Source organism: Polynucleobacter necessarius (assembly GCF_900095205.1).
Taxonomy (GTDB): domain Bacteria; phylum Pseudomonadota; class Gammaproteobacteria; order Burkholderiales; family Burkholderiaceae; genus Polynucleobacter; species Polynucleobacter necessarius_E.
In genome coordinates this window covers 116,367-129,453 of the sequence record NZ_LT606951.1, presented here as the reverse complement: position 1 = coordinate 129,453, position 13,087 = coordinate 116,367, and the positions used below count along the sequence as shown (strand labels likewise).

Annotated in this window: 10 protein-coding genes and 3 pseudogenes; 7 read left to right on the top strand and 6 right to left on the bottom strand. The window is 45.6% G+C overall.

Annotated features, from left to right (window positions below; all coding sequences use genetic code 11):
* Positions 1 to 2: 2 nt before the first annotated feature.
* On the bottom strand, positions 3 to 1,697 hold the full coding sequence (argS, locus tag DXE37_RS00705) for an arginine--tRNA ligase (protein WP_415067091.1): 1,695 nt from the start codon (positions 1,695 to 1,697) through the stop codon (positions 3 to 5).
* Between the two features lie 68 nt (positions 1,698 to 1,765).
* Here argS and DXE37_RS00700 point away from each other — a divergent pair, with 68 nt between their 5' ends.
* A complete protein-coding gene (locus DXE37_RS00700; protein WP_114636234.1) occupies positions 1,766 to 2,083 on the top strand; it encodes a DUF1840 domain-containing protein in 318 nt (105 codons plus the stop codon).
* On the opposite strand, the pseudogene metH reads toward DXE37_RS00700, so the two are convergent.
* Together metH and DXE37_RS00690 are read right to left on the bottom strand one after the other, a co-directional pair.
* A pseudogene (gene metH, locus DXE37_RS00695) lies at positions 2,080 to 4,831 on the bottom strand (methionine synthase). The gene DXE37_RS00700 and the pseudogene metH sit on opposite strands and share 4 nt — an antisense overlap.
* On the bottom strand, positions 4,828 to 5,892 hold the full coding sequence (locus DXE37_RS00690) for a homocysteine S-methyltransferase family protein (RefSeq protein WP_114636233.1): 1,065 nt from the start codon (positions 5,890 to 5,892) through the stop codon (positions 4,828 to 4,830). Before DXE37_RS00690 ends, metH begins: the two are co-directional and overlap by 4 nt.
* 75 nt (positions 5,893 to 5,967) lie before the next feature.
* On the opposite strand from DXE37_RS00690, the gene DXE37_RS11925 reads away from it, so the two are divergent.
* Entirely contained in the window at positions 5,968 to 6,150 is a 183-nt protein-coding gene (locus tag DXE37_RS11925; RefSeq protein ID WP_231970866.1) for a hypothetical protein, read from the top strand.
* Between the two features lie 181 nt (positions 6,151 to 6,331).
* On the opposite strand, the gene DXE37_RS00680 is transcribed toward DXE37_RS11925, so the two are convergent.
* The gene (locus DXE37_RS00680; RefSeq protein WP_114636232.1) at positions 6,332 to 7,417 is read right to left on the bottom strand and encodes an MBL fold metallo-hydrolase; all 1,086 of its coding nucleotides are present in this window, start codon (positions 7,415 to 7,417) and stop codon (positions 6,332 to 6,334) included.
* Between the two features lie 42 nt (positions 7,418 to 7,459).
* On the opposite strand from DXE37_RS00680, the gene DXE37_RS00675 reads away from it, so the two are divergent.
* Positions 7,460 to 7,642, top strand: a complete 183-nt coding sequence (locus DXE37_RS00675; protein ID WP_114636231.1) for a DUF1289 domain-containing protein — start codon at positions 7,460 to 7,462, stop codon at positions 7,640 to 7,642.
* A 3-nt stretch (positions 7,643 to 7,645) separates the two neighbouring features.
* Here the strand turns inward: DXE37_RS00675 and acuI are convergent.
* Positions 7,646 to 8,553: pseudogene (gene acuI, locus DXE37_RS00670) on the bottom strand (acrylyl-CoA reductase (NADPH)); the annotation flags it as partial.
* A gap of 5 nt (positions 8,554 to 8,558) precedes the next feature.
* Between acuI and DXE37_RS00665 the strand changes: the two are divergent.
* Genes DXE37_RS00665 through DXE37_RS11030 form a run of 4 tightly spaced genes read left to right on the top strand, consistent with a single transcriptional unit; the run spans position 8,559 to position 10,072 of the window.
* The gene (locus DXE37_RS00665; RefSeq protein WP_114636230.1) at positions 8,559 to 8,831 is read left to right on the top strand and encodes a hypothetical protein; all 273 of its coding nucleotides are present in this window, start codon (positions 8,559 to 8,561) and stop codon (positions 8,829 to 8,831) included.
* 10 nt (positions 8,832 to 8,841) lie between these two features.
* Positions 8,842 to 9,342: a flavin reductase family protein gene (locus DXE37_RS00660; RefSeq protein WP_114636229.1), complete on the top strand. Its 501-nt coding sequence runs from the start codon at positions 8,842 to 8,844 to the stop codon at positions 9,340 to 9,342.
* Between the two features lie 27 nt (positions 9,343 to 9,369).
* On the top strand, positions 9,370 to 9,732 hold the full coding sequence (locus DXE37_RS11035; RefSeq protein ID WP_197713031.1) for a glutathione S-transferase N-terminal domain-containing protein: 363 nt from the start codon (positions 9,370 to 9,372) through the stop codon (positions 9,730 to 9,732).
* Positions 9,704 to 10,072 carry a glutathione S-transferase family protein gene (locus tag DXE37_RS11030; protein ID WP_197713030.1) on the top strand — a complete coding sequence of 123 codons (369 nt, stop codon included), beginning with the start codon at positions 9,704 to 9,706 and terminating at the stop codon, positions 10,070 to 10,072. The genes DXE37_RS11035 and DXE37_RS11030 overlap by 29 nt, the downstream gene beginning before the upstream one ends.
* On the opposite strand, the pseudogene DXE37_RS00650 reads toward DXE37_RS11030, so the two are convergent.
* Positions 10,045 to 13,084 (bottom strand): annotated as a pseudogene (locus DXE37_RS00650) (efflux RND transporter permease subunit). The gene DXE37_RS11030 and the pseudogene DXE37_RS00650 overlap by 28 nt on opposite strands.
* Between the last annotated feature and the right edge of the window lie 3 nt (positions 13,085 to 13,087).

The following is a 13,087-nucleotide window of genomic DNA, read 5'->3' as shown; positions in this document are numbered from 1 at the left end:
CATTACATCTTCGTTGGCGCAGAGACTCCAAGTACTCTTAAACCGTTTTGCAAAACCTGACGAGTTGCAGATAGCAATGCAAGACGTGCTAACTTGAGATTTTGATCGTCAACCAGCACACGATCAGCGTTATAGAAAGCATGAAAATCACCTGCCAAATCACGCAGATAGAAAGCGAGTGCATGCGGAGCTAACTCGTCTGCTGCCGCAGTTAACATCTCAGGATATTCCGCCAATCGACGGAGCAAATGATCGGACGCCTTACTTTGCAAAAGCGAAAGATCTGCTGAAGTTAAATCAGATAGCTGACCACCCCACTGCTGCAAGATTGAACTAATTCGTGCATGAGCATATTGAACATAGAACACTGGATTCTCATCATTTTGCTGCAATGCTAAATCAATATCAAAAACGAATTCTGTATCGGCTTTTCGAGAAATCAAGAAGAAACGGACAGCATCACGACCACGTTGCAGCGCCAAATCTCTTTCATCAGGGGTCATTTCTGGAGTAACACCTCCTGACCACTCAACCAAGTCGCGCACAGTCACATATGAACCGGCACGCTTAGAAATTTTCACTTCTTCGCCATGGCGCATCACAGTTACCATCTTATGCAATACATAATCGGGATATGTTTTGGGTATATCCCACCCACGCTTCTGAGCTACACCCTGCAAGCCTGAGCGAACACGGGCAATCGTGCCATGATGATCGCTTCCCTGTACATTGATCACCTTTTGAAAGCCGCGATTCCACTTGCTGGTGTGATATGCAACATCAGGCACAAAGTACGTAAAAGTACCGTCTGACTTACGCATCACGCGATCCTTATCATCACCATCATCTGTGGTCTTTAACCACAAAGCGCCTTCAGACTCATACGTTTTACCAATGCTCTGTAAGTCATCAACGATTTGAGCAACTCTGCCATCTGTATACAGAGAAGACTCTAAGTAATAACAATCAAATTGAACGCCAAAGGTTTTTAAATCAATATCTTGCTCGTTGCGTAAGTACGCCACTGCAAATTGACGGATTGCTTCAAGCTCATTCTTAAATTCTGGAGAGGCTCTAAATGCTGCAGCTATCTCTGCAATATATTCGCCATTGTAAGCCTGTTCAGGCCATGTAGTATCACCCGGCTTTAGACCTTGTAGGCGAGCCTGAACTGATAAAGCTAAATTGGTAATCTGAATGCCAGCGTCGTTGTAATAAAACTCGCGGTGAACCTGAATGCCTTGTGTCGCCAATAAATTAGCCAATGCATCACCAAGCACCGCTTGCCTACCGTGTCCTACATGCAATGGACCAGTTGGATTGGCAGAAACAAACTCAATCATGGCGCTTTGAGGGGATTGTTTGCTTCTGATAGTCTCCCCAAAATGAGCTCCTTCAGCGAGGATCTCTGGAACTACAGCAGTCTTAGCCGCATTACTGAGCCGAAAATTTATAAAACCAGGACCAGCGATTTCACAAGATGCAATTAGCTCATTAAAGCCAGCCTGTTGCTGCAGACGCCCGACCAATGCTTGGGCTAACTCGCGCGGATTGAGTTTCCAGGCTTTAGAAAGCTGTAGAGCAATATTACAGGCGACATCACCATGATCAATAGCCTTAGGGCGCTCTAGACGAGGTGCAGGGGGCTCTTCTAAGCCACGCTCCTGAGCCAAGCCCGCCCGTGAGGCACTCAGCATTTCAATTAAGCGATTTTTATTAGTAGACAACATAGATAAGTGAGTTTATCAGGTGGTAAGCTATCGAAATGATCTATCAATTTCGCTCAAAAGCTGGTCCAGACGTCATCATGCTGGCGGATCTGACCAAACGAATTTTCGATATTTTGGAGCGCCCCCTAGAGCCTCGGGGCATTCTCACAGCGGAACAACTCCCAGACCTCATTACTGCCCTAGAGATTGCCATTCTCAAAGATCTCGAGGAGTGGGCCAAGGTAAATGAAGATACGGAGAACGGCGCCGAGAAGCCAAAACTAGCCGATCGTCTTGGACAACGTGCCTATCCATTTCTTGAACTCATGAAACAGGCCAAAGCCAAAAATGAACCTGTAATGTGGGGTGTTTAATCTAACAGGCTTGCAAGCTGGCGACGAGTATTTTCGACGCTCTGGCCTCGGCGTTTCGCCAGGTCCTCCACCTGATCATCTGAAAGCTTGCCCACATTAAAGTAGCGGGCATCTGGATGTGCCATATAGAAGCCACTCACGCTAGATGCTGGATTCATTGCCATCGATTCGGTTAGAGTCATGCCAATATCCTCAGAACCAATGGCCCGCAACAAATCTTCTTTCACCTCATGCGCGGGGCAGACTGGATATCCAGGTGCTGGTCGAATACCGCGGTACTCCTCATTAATCATTTGATCGTTAGTCAAAATCTCATCTGTGGCGTAACCCCATAAGTCGGTACGCACACGATGGTGCATCAATTCAGCAAATGCTTCTGCCAAACGATCCGCTATGGCTTTCAACATAATTGCACTGTAGTCATCATGCTTTGCTTGAAACTCGGCCACTTTCTTTTCAACCCCATGACCAGTGGTGACTGCAAAACAACCGAGGTAATCCGCCACACCAGAATCTTTTGGCGCCACATAATCAGCTAAACAACGATTAGGCCCTACGCACACCATCAACAACTGGACGCTCAGATTGTTGACGCAAGTTATGCCAGACAAATAAAGGGTGTTCGCGAGATTCATCGCTAAACAAAACAATGTCATCGCCAATAGTGTTTGCGGGATAAAAAGCAACTACGGCATCTGCCTGTAACCATTGACCCTTAATGAGCTTATCAAGCAATACTTGAGCATCCGCATAAACCTTACGAGCCTCAACTCCCACAATCTCGTCATCCAAGATCGCTGGAAATTTTCCAGCTAAGTCCCAAGTCTGAAAGAAAGGTGTCCAGTCAATGTATTTGGCAATATCGCTCAATGCAAAGTTTTTAAATAGACGGCGCCCAATAAACTTCGGCTTCTCAGGCGCATAGGATGACCAATCTAGCATCTCGCGATTTTTGCGAGCTGCCTCCAATGAGATGGTTGGCGCAGCTTTCTTATTGGCATGTTGCTCACGAATGCGCACATACTCATCACGTAAATCTTGAATAAACTTCTTGGCGCTTTCATCCGATAACAAACTAGAAGCAACTGAAACTGATCGTGAAGCATCGGGCACATAGACCACAGAGCCATCGTAATGCGGAGCAATCTTTACTGCAGTGTGTACGCGGGAAGTGGTTGCGCCACCAATCATGAGCGGGATTTGACGCTCGCGGAAGTAATCATCGCACTGCATTTCTTGCGCAACATAAATCATCTCTTCAAGAGATGGTGTAATTAATCCCGATAGACCAACGATGTCAGCATTCTCTTCCTTGGCACGTTTTAAAATCTCCGCACAAGGAACCATTACACCCATATTGGCTACTTCAAAGTTATTACATTGCAGAACAACCGTCACAATATTTTTACCAATATCGTGAACGTCACCCTTTACGGTAGCCATCACAATTTTGCCTTTGGCTTTCGCTTCACCCCCAGCAGCAATATGTTGACGCTTTTCTTCCTCAATATATGGAATCAAAATTGCAACAGCTTGCTTCATCACTCGCGCACTTTTTACCACTTGTGGAAGGAACATCTTGCCAGCACCAAACAAGTCACCAACCACATTCATGCCATCCATGAGTGGGCCTTCAATCACCTCAATTGGCCTACCGCCTGCGCCCATAATTTCAGCACGCAACTCCTCAGCATCTTCTTCAATAAAAGTGGTAATGCCATGTACGAGCGCATGCGTTAGGCGCTCACGAACTGGGGCTTCACGCCAAACTAAATTTTCGACTTGCTTGGCGCCACCGCCTTTAAATTGGTCAGCAATATCGAGCAAACGCTCTGTTGGTGTTTTGCCATCCTTCTTTTTAAAGCGATTGAGGGCTACATCTTCTATGCGCTCACGTAGCTCAGGATCAAGGTCGGCATAAACACCCAGTTGCCCAGCATTCACAATACCCATATCCATGCCAGCCTGAATGGCGTGGTATAAGAAAACAGTATGGATCGCTTCGCGGACACGATCATTTCCGCGGAATGAAAAACTCACATTAGAAACACCACCACTTACCTTGGCGCCAGGTAAATTTTCTTTAATCCATCGAGTGGCATTAATAAAATCTACCGCATAGTTATCGTGCTCTTCAATGCCGGTGGCGATCGCAAAAATATTCGGATCAAAAATAATGTCTTCGGCTGGAAACCCAATTTCATTCACCAAAATGTCATAACAACGCTGACATATCTCTGTCTTACGCTTAAAAGTATCGGCTTGTCCAACCTCATCAAAAGCCATTACTACAGAAGCAGCGCCATAACGACGAATTAAACGCGCCTGTTTTCTGAAGGGCTCTTCGCCCTCTTTTAGAGAAATCGAATTAACAATTGGCTTACCTTGAATACACTTCAAGCCTGCTTCGATAACACTCCATTTAGAGGAGTCAATCATGATTGGAACGCGTGCAATATCTGGTTCCGAAGCAATCAAGTTTAAGAAGCGCGTCATCGCTGCTTCAGAATCTAGCATTGCCTCATCCATATTAATGTCAATAATCTGCGCACCATTCTCAACTTGCTGACGCGCAACTACTAATGCTTCATCAAATTGATTATTCAAAATCATGCGAGAAAAAGCTTTTGAACCTGTGACATTAGTTCACTCGCCAATATTGACGAAGCCAACATCAGCAGTAACGTTAAAAGGCTCGAGGCCAGAAAGCTTCATTGCTGGCATTACTTTTTTCTCAATCTTGCTCATGCTGCAACCTCTGCATTCTCACGATAGAAAGCCCGAGGCTTACGTTTCGCAACAGCATTCGCAATCGCACGAATATGATCAGGCGTGGTGCCACAGCACCCGCCAACTAAATTCACTAAGCCATCTTTAGCAAAACCATCGACCAAGCTCGAAGTAATTTCTGGCGTCTCATCGAAGCCCGTATCACTCATTGGATTTGGCAAACCCGCATTCGGGTAGCAGGACACAGCTGCATCACAAATTCTTGCCAACTCTGCAATATAGGGACGCATCAATGCAGCCCCAAGAGCGCAATTAAGGCCAAAGGTAAGGGGTTTGATGTGACGCAAACTATTCCAAAATGCTTCAACAGTTTGACCAGACAAAATGCGTCCCGATGCGTCCGTAACTGTTCCAGAGATCATGACTGGCAAACGTTCACCTGTCTCTTCAAAGAATTCATCGAGAGCAAAGAGCGCAGCTTTTGCATTCAGCGTATCGAAAATGGTTTCGACCAAAAACAAATCCACGCCGCCAGCAAACAAACCTTCAATCTGCTCACGATACGATGCGCGCAAAGCATCAAATGTCACATTACGTGCACCTGGATCATTTACGTCTGGTGAGATACTGGCAGTCTTTGGTGTAGGCCCAATTGCGCCAGCAGCAAAACGCGGTTTCTCAGGAGTGCTGTATTTTTCACAGGCTGCACGCGCTAGCTTTGCAGAGACCTCATTCATCTCGCGAGCAAGACCAGCCATTTTGTAATCTTCTTGCGCAACTGAAGTTGCACCAAAAGTATTGGTTTCAATAATGTCAGTGCCGGCTTCTAAGTACTGCTCATGAATCTTACTAATAACTTCAGGCTGGGTCAGAACCAATAACTCATTGTTTCCCTTGGTATCACCAGGATGATCCGCAAAACGGGTATTGCTGGGCAACCCGCGATAATCGGCTTCGGTTAGCTTGTACTGCTGAATCATGGTCCCCATTGCGCCATCTAAAATCAAAATGCGTTGCTTCAACAGCTCGGGAAGCTCCTGACCGCGGGTGTAAGGCTGGGAAAAACCATTAGATTGCATTGTTAAACCGGGATTAATCTCTAGAGCCCTTTATTCTATTGGAAAAGCTACTTTTCATTTACCCCGGAGCCCATTATGTTTGGAACCATTCCCGAATTCAATCAAAGCCTAGAAATGTTTAAAACCATGTGGGGACAAGGCGCCATAGGTCAAACGGGGCAGTTTCCCTTCACAACAGATGCCTCTAAGGCGGCTGGCGGCTTCGGATCAGCTTTTCCCGGCCTAGATGTTGTTGATGAACTAGAAAAAACGCATTAAAGACCTTAAAAGCGTTGAAAACTGGCTCAATCTGAACCTCAACATCCTCAAACAACTATCCAAGGTCTTGAGGTTCAACACGCCACCATGATGGCCCTCAAATCCTTTGGCGATGCTGTCTCTGCAGCAGGTGCGGCTGCGACTGGAACGAATCAAGAATCTGAGACTAAAACCACTAGCGCTAAACCTCGGAAAACCGCAACACGCCGTCGTCGCAAAGCTGGCGACGCAACTTACCTCGACGAAGTAGGTAATTCAGATGAGCAATAGCCTCACCCATTGCAAATGTAGGTTGATGAATATCTAATTCACGCTTAAATAAAACCGGCACTAACTCTCGAGCATGTGCCGGATTTTTACAGGCGCCTAATGTGTCTGCCAATCGATCATCATGATGGACTTTCAATTGCGCAATGTGTGGTCGAATTCCAACAAATGGTTTGCCATGCGAAGGCAAAACTAAAGAATCCTCAGGTAAGGCTAAGTACTTTTCAATCGAGTCCAAGTACAAACCCAGCGGATCCGCATCCGGATCGGCATCATAGACACTCACATTAGTTGAAATGCGGGGTAAGAGCATATCTCCCGAGATGAGGACGCCAAGCTCTTTACAAAAAAGGGATGCATGCTCAGGCGCATGTCCATAGCCCATCATCACCTTCCATGAGCGCCCACCGATCAATATCGATTCACCATCCAAAATACGACGATATTGACGTGGTACACCTGGAACCATATTGCTATAGTAATTAGAGCGTCCGCGAATTTTTTCTAGATCTTCAGGGGCGGTCAAACCATGTCGTTGGAAGTGATCTGCTGAGCCACCACTACCTGCGCGTGAACCAACTGCAACACCACCCTCCTTGCAACTTAACCGTTGCGCAGTTAAGTAATCTGTCATCGAAATCCACAAAGGCACATTCCACTTTTCACACAACCATTGCGATAAACCTACATGATCAGGATGCATGTGAGTCACAATCACTCGCAATACAGGAATACCGTCAAACTGTGTTGCAAATACCTGCTCCCAAGACGCTCTTGTCTCGTCATTAGCAATTCCGCAATCAACAATTGTCCAACCTGCTACGCCATCAATTTCATCACGTAACAGCCACAAATTGGTGTAATCCAGAGCGAAAGGTAATCGCATTCTGAGCCAACGAACACCTGGAGCAACCTCAATAGTACTACCCACTTCCGGAAGTAAGCCTCCTAATGGATAATGGACTTCAGTTTTGGCACTTACTTGATTTTGAGTGTTCATGGTTTCACGTGATTTCTTTTATCTTTTACTACTAGGTTTATTTTGACAACAGTTCCATCGCCATGCATTAATTGGTGTGACATTAACCCTGAAAATGGTTACTGTCGAGGTTGTTATCGTACCCTGACGGAAATTGCAAATTGGTCGGACTTAACCAATCCTGAGAAGCTCGAGGTCTGGTCCCTGCTCTCCAGTCGCAAACTCCAAGCACCGCAGCAAAACTAGTCTTTATTTATTAACGTCGACAATCAAGCGTCCACGTACATTTCCAGCCATTAATTCTTGTGCGTACTTTATGGAATCCTCAAGCGTAATTTCATGAGAGATTTCATCTAAAGTTTTTAGCTCTACCAACTTACTCAGTTGCTCATATGCAGCAATTCGTTTTGCCTTTGGCACAGTCACGCTGTTGATGCCATACAAGGTAACACCACGCAGAATGAATGGTGCAACAGTAGAAGGAAAATCCATACCTTGAGCTAGTCCACAAGCTGCCACCGCACCATCGCTCTTGGTCTGCGCGCAGGCATTTGCTAAAGTATGACTACCCACACTATCAACTACTGCTGCCCAACGTTCTTTTGCCAATGGCTTACCAGGAGCAGATAAAGCCGCGCGATCGATGACTTCGGATGCACCCAATCTCTTCAAGTAGCCAGCCTCTGCCATTCGACCTGTGCTAGCAACCACTGTGAAACCTAATTTGCTCAGTAGCGTAATTGCAAAGCTGCCAACACACTCCCTGCAGCTCCGGTTACTAAAACCTCACCATCCCTTGGTTTGAGGCCATGCTTTTGCAGCGCCATGACACAAAGCATGGCCGTATAGCCTGCCGTACCAATAGCCAACGCTTGTTTAGCAGTAAAGCCTTTGGGCAACGGAATCAACCAATCGCCCTTCACTCGAGCCTGTTGCCCTAAACCACCCCAATGCCCTTCGCCAACTCCCCAGCCGTTAAGAAGTACCATGTCGCCAGCATTGAAGTCGGGGTTGGTGCTTTCTAGCACCTCACCGGCAAAATCGATCCCCGGGACCATAGAAAAGCTTCGCACCACCGGACCTTTGCCAGTAATAGCCAAGCCATCCTTGTAGTTCAGGGTCGAATACAACACTTTTACGCGAACATCGCCCTCAGGGAACTATGATTTCTGGCTTGGCGCTAGCTGGCTGCTATTCCACGCAAATTAATATGTCTATGGGCAATATGCGTCTCATCAGCTCTAGCGCAGCCCCCCAAGATGTAATGGATTTCGCTACCAAAACTTGTAGAGATGATTTTTATCAAGGCGCTAGCTTTTTATCCAAAGCCGGCAAAGAATATCGCTTCAAATGCGTAAAAGCTGAAGAAAACGAAATCTTAATCCCTATTCCTGGTACCACTATAGAAGCTACAGCAAAAGCCGAAGCCAAGTAAGAAAAGACTGATGACCCCATTTACCTCACAAGAACTGCGTAAAGGTTTTTCTTCATTTGCAACTGGGGTCACTGTTATCACCCGTTTGGATGACGAAAACAATCCCCACGGTATTACGATTAGCTCTTTCAATACCGTTTCACTCGAGCTACCTTTAATTCTCTGGAGCTTAAAAAAGCATTCACGTCTGATGCCTTGGGTTGAGCTTGGCAAAATACATCTGATTCATGTTCTTGAGCACTCTCAAGAGCATTTAGCAATGCATTTCACCACAGTCAAGATCGATCAATTCAATGGTATTAGCCATAAGCTCGCAGCAAGTGGCCTTACACAAACAAATGATTGTGTTGCCTATTACGAATGTGAAACCGTTTGCGTGCATATAGGTGGAAATCACAACATCATTGTTGCCAAAGTCATCAACTTAAAGAATCACCTTGAACGAGAACCTCTCATTTTTGCGCGCAGCAAGTTTCTTGGTCTCGATTTTACGGAAACCAAAACTAGCTAATCTGAATCACCTATATAAGGAAATACTATGATGCGTTTATGGGGTCGCAAAAGTTCTATTAACGTTCAAAAAGTATTGTGGTGCCTTGCCGAGTTAGGGCTCAAAAAGGGCAAAGACTTTGAGCGTATAGATGCTGGTCTCCACTTTGGGATCAATAACACGCCCGAGTTTCTTAAAATGAATCCAAATGGGTTTGTGCCTACCCTCGAAGATGGAGGCTTGATACTCTGGGAATCAAACACCATCATGCGTTACCTGGTTTCACAGTACGATAAAAATGGACGTTTTCCTAAAAGCATTGCGGCTCAATACGGCTCTGAAAAAATGATGGATTGGCAACTAGCAACTCTTTGGGCCTCCATTGCGTACTGCCTTCCTAGGCCTGACTAGAACGCCTGAACAAGATCGTAATTATGACGCCATCTACAAAGGCTATCAAACAACAAACCAAACCCTTGGCTTGCTCGATCAAATGCTATCTAAACAAGCCTACTGCTCAGGCGATCAATTTAATATTGGCGATATTGTGGTGGCTCTAGGTGTGCACCGCTGGGCATTGCTAAACGATACGTTTCCAGAAAAAACTGGTTTACGCAGTGAACATAAAAACGTCGAACGCTGGTTAACGCAGCTAAGATCCGAGACCCTCTTTGGCGAGTTTGCTGATAAAGAGCTCAATATCGTTAAGTGGTTTTTTAATCGCTACTCTTGCTTGAATTTCTTAGCGTGATGATCTGCGCCAATAAATAAATACATAGCCGGTACAACAAACAGCGTAAATAGAGTTCCAATCGACAAGCCGGTAAAGATCACGATGCCCATGGATTTGCGCCCAGCTGCACCTGCTCCAGAGGCAATCACCAACGGCAGAACACCTAAAACCATCGCAGCAGTTGTCATCAATATAGGGCGTAAACGAACGCTACTCGCTTCAACGATAGCATTGAGCTTACTGCATCCAGCCTCCTGAAGCTCATTAGCAAACTCCACAATCAAAATGCCGTGCTTACTAATTAAGCCCATCAGCGTGACGAGCCCCACCTGAGTGTAGACGTTTAATGTAGTGAATCCTAGATTAATAAAGATTAAGGCGCCGAATAAAGCCAACGGCACAGAAACCAAAATCACAATCGGGTCACGGAAACTTTCGAACTGCGCCGCAAGAACCAAGAACACAATCAAAATCGCAAAGAACATGGTCACCAAAAATCCTCCGGACTCAGCCATAAACTGGCGTGAAGGGCCGGCATAGTCCATGCTGTAGCCGCCGTTGGGCGCAACTTCTTTTAGGGACTGACGCATAAACTCTAACAAGTCTGCTTGCGAGATAAATGGAGTGCTAACACCTGAAATAGTTGCGGAGTTTAATTGCTGAAAGTGATTAATCGATTGCGGTACAACTCTTTGTTTGATGGTTGCAATAGTGCGGGCCTGAACCATCGCTCCACTCGGAGTACGAATGTAATAGTCCAAGATTTGATCTGGGTTTAAACGGTCAACCTGCTTAACCTGTAGAATAACACGGTAGGAGCGTCCTGCAACAGAGAAGTAATTCACGTATCCGCCACCTAGTGCTGCTGATAAAGCAGCGCCAACTTGTTGTTGAGTCATGCCTAAGACAGCCACTTTCTCCCGATCAATTTCTAATACGTCTTGGGGCTTATCAATCTTCAAATCAGAATCCACAAAAAAGAAGTTTCCACTGCGACGTGCCTTATCAAGGACTGCTTGCGATACTTCATTTAACTGTGCATAGGATTCTGTTGTATTGATTACCACCTGCACTGGCAAACCTTGCGCACCTGGTAATGCAGGAAATTGGAAGGCAGCAACACGCGCTCCAGCAATGGTGTTCCACTTTTGTTGCATATCTTCTTGGAACTTAGTCGCATTGCGATTACGCTCACCCCAGTCCTTTAGCAAAATACCGCCGAAACTAGATGTTGGACCTGTAATCTGAAAAGCCTGCTCATATTCAGGTTCTGCAGTTGCAATAGCGTAGATTTGATCAGCATACGTCTGCATTTGGTTAACCGTACTGTTAGGCGGTCCCGATGCCTGCATTAAGACAATCCCTTGATCTTCTGTTGGCGCCAATTCTGACTTAGCGGTTGCATATAAATACGCAACTCCACCTAACAAAATAAAACCCATCACGATGATCACCTGCCAAGTACTTAATAAGTCTCGTAAGGTACTTTGATAACTATGGTGGACTTTGTCAAAAATCTGATCAATCTTTTGAACAAATGAAGATGCCTCTTGTTCCTCAGTAAAAATACGCGAGCACATCATAGGAGAAAGAGTTAAAGCAATTAATCCTGATACAGCTACCGCACTGGCTAGAGTAAATGCAAATTCGGTAAAGAGTGCACCCGTCAATCCGCCTTGAAATCCAATTGGTATATATACAGCAATCAAAACGACGGTCATTGCCAAAATAGGGCCGCCCAATTCACGAGCAGCGATTAAGGACGCCTCTAACGGAGACTTTCCTTCTTTCATGTGGCGGTCTACGTTTTCCACCACAATAATGGCGTCATCGACCACCAATCCAATTGCCAATACCAGCGCCAAAAGGGTCAACAAATTAATTGAGTAGCCCAAAACCTGCATTAGGAAGAAGGTACCAATGAGTGACAAAGGCATTGCTATTACCGGAACTGCAACAGCACGAACGCTACCCAAGAAAAGGTAGATTACTACCGTAACGATTATCAAAGCCTCTAACAAAGTAGAAACAACTTCATCAATAGAGCTGGTAATAAATTGGGTGGAATCGTAAACAATCTTGCCAGTCATACCAATTGGCAATTGCTTCTGAATGTCAGGAACCACATCTCGAACGCGTTGAGCTACATCCAATAAATTAGCTTGTGGGGCAACCTTAATAGCGATAAATACAGAGCGTTTACCACTAAAGGCAACGTTGGTGTTGTAGTCCTCGGAACCAAGGGTGACATTAGCCACTTGGTCCAAGTAAACGATATTGACGCCATCCTTTTTAATAACCAACTTGCGAAACTCTTCAAGCGTGTGCAAGTCTGTACCAGCTACTAAATCTACGGATACCATGTCGCCTTTTGTACTACCTACCGCCGATAGGTAATTATTCGCAGACATTGCGTTATAAACATCATCAGCACCAACACCTAAGCCAGCCATCTTTTCGCGGTCAAGCCATGCGCGCAAAGCAAACTTGTGGCCACCAGTAATTTCTGCGTTTTGAACGCCCTCAACTGAATCGAGCTTTGGCTTTACACCTCGCAATAGATAATCGATAACTGCGTTATTAGGGATTTCATCGCTATAAAAACCCATATACATCGCAGCGGTTGACTGACCGACTTGAACAGTCAAAATTGGTTGTTGCGCCTGTGGCGGCAATTGATTCTTCACTGCACTAATTTGAGTTTGAATCTGCGTTAATGCCGCATTTGAATCGTAATTCAACTTCAGGGTAGCGATGATGGTTGATACGCCACTCACGCTAGTGGATGACAAATAATCAATACCCTGTGCTTGAGCTACAGAAGCCTCTAGAGGTTGCGTAATAAAGCCTGCAATCGTTTCTGGATCTGCCCCATAGTAGGCAGTAGTGATCGTCACAATTGCATTTTGTGTTTGAGGGTACTGGTTTTACTGGCAACGCGCCGATAGCCTTCAAACCAAAAATGAGTACAAGTGCACTCACCACCATGGAGAGCACTGGCCTGCGGATGAATATATCGGCCCAATTCATCTG

Bases quoted from the DNA above. Each gene is read 5' to 3' on its own strand.
- argS (WP_415067091.1), bottom strand. From the start codon at position 1,697: ATGCTGAGTGCCTCACGGGCGGGCTTGGCTCAGGAGCGTGGCTTAGAA.
- DXE37_RS00700 (WP_114636234.1), top strand. From the start codon at position 1,766: ATGATCTATCAATTTCGCTCAAAAGCTGGTCCAGACGTCATCATGCTG.
- DXE37_RS00690 (WP_114636233.1), bottom strand. From the start codon at position 5,892: ATGCAATCTAATGGTTTTTCCCAGCCTTACACCCGCGGTCAGGAGCTT.
- DXE37_RS11925 (WP_231970866.1), top strand. From the start codon at position 5,968: ATGTTTGGAACCATTCCCGAATTCAATCAAAGCCTAGAAATGTTTAAA.
- DXE37_RS00680 (WP_114636232.1), bottom strand. From the start codon at position 7,417: ATGAACACTCAAAATCAAGTAAGTGCCAAAACTGAAGTCCATTATCCA.
- DXE37_RS00665 (WP_114636230.1), top strand. From the start codon at position 8,559: ATGATTTCTGGCTTGGCGCTAGCTGGCTGCTATTCCACGCAAATTAAT.
- DXE37_RS00660 (WP_114636229.1), top strand. From the start codon at position 8,842: ATGACCCCATTTACCTCACAAGAACTGCGTAAAGGTTTTTCTTCATTT.
- DXE37_RS11035 (WP_197713031.1), top strand. From the start codon at position 9,370: ATGATGCGTTTATGGGGTCGCAAAAGTTCTATTAACGTTCAAAAAGTA.